We start from the raw sequence: 247 nt of genomic DNA, 5'->3' as shown, positions 1-247 counted from the left end.
GGCCGAAACCGTCGTCGTGCGCTACCCGCACCTGAAATCGATGTACGGCGCCGATCCCGTCGCGGCAGGGCTGTGGGGCTGGGGCCAGGAGTTCAACGCCGCGGGCACGCCGGAATCCGTCGGCACGAAGACGTCGTGGGGCTATAACGTCGACTTCAGCTGGGTGTACGACGGCACCATCGTGCCGGGCTGGCAGGTGGTCCCGGAGATCTACTATTTCCAGGCCGTGAACGGCCGCACGCCCAAC

Annotated in this window: 1 protein-coding gene; it reads left to right on the top strand. The window is 66.8% G+C overall.

Features of this window, described 5'->3' with window-relative positions; translation table 11 throughout:
• Positions 1–247 (top strand): DUF1302 family protein (locus tag ACR9ZK_RS22930; RefSeq protein ID WP_481344220.1); only part of this gene is annotated, 247 nt, incomplete at both ends.

Source organism: Monashia sp. HAY1-5C (assembly GCF_056755255.1).
The sequence above is the reverse complement of the archived record's forward strand: the minus strand, read 5'-3'. Positions and strand labels throughout refer to the sequence as shown.